The organism is Escherichia sp. AM3 (genome assembly GCF_032029835.1).
Lineage (GTDB): Bacteria > Pseudomonadota > Gammaproteobacteria > Enterobacterales > Enterobacteriaceae > Escherichia > Escherichia coli.
Map to the genome: position 1 here is coordinate 1 of NZ_JAVUPQ010001282.1, position 239 is coordinate 239.

1 protein-coding gene is annotated in these 239 nt (G+C 59.4%); it reads right to left on the reverse strand.

What is annotated here, in order from left to right:
- The coding region (locus RTW80_RS30680) for a serine hydrolase (RefSeq protein WP_312722026.1) at positions 1-239 on the reverse strand (239 nt) is incomplete at both ends.

A 239-nucleotide genomic window follows, 5' to 3' on the forward strand; every position in this document is an offset into this window, starting at 1 on the left:
GCCCGACAAAGACAGGGCGATGCGCAGCGCCACCGGGCTGTTCTCGTGGCAGGGCGCTGGTATGGGTCGCAAGATTCACCAGTCTGATCGGCGTTCCCTGATATGTCGGAACGCGAGCGCCGGGCGGCGCATATTTGCTGAGCGGATCGTCGAGTTTCACCACGCCCTGATCGAGCAGTTTCACCAGCATTTCGCTGGTCATCAGCTTGGTTATTGATGCGACACGGATAACGGAATCC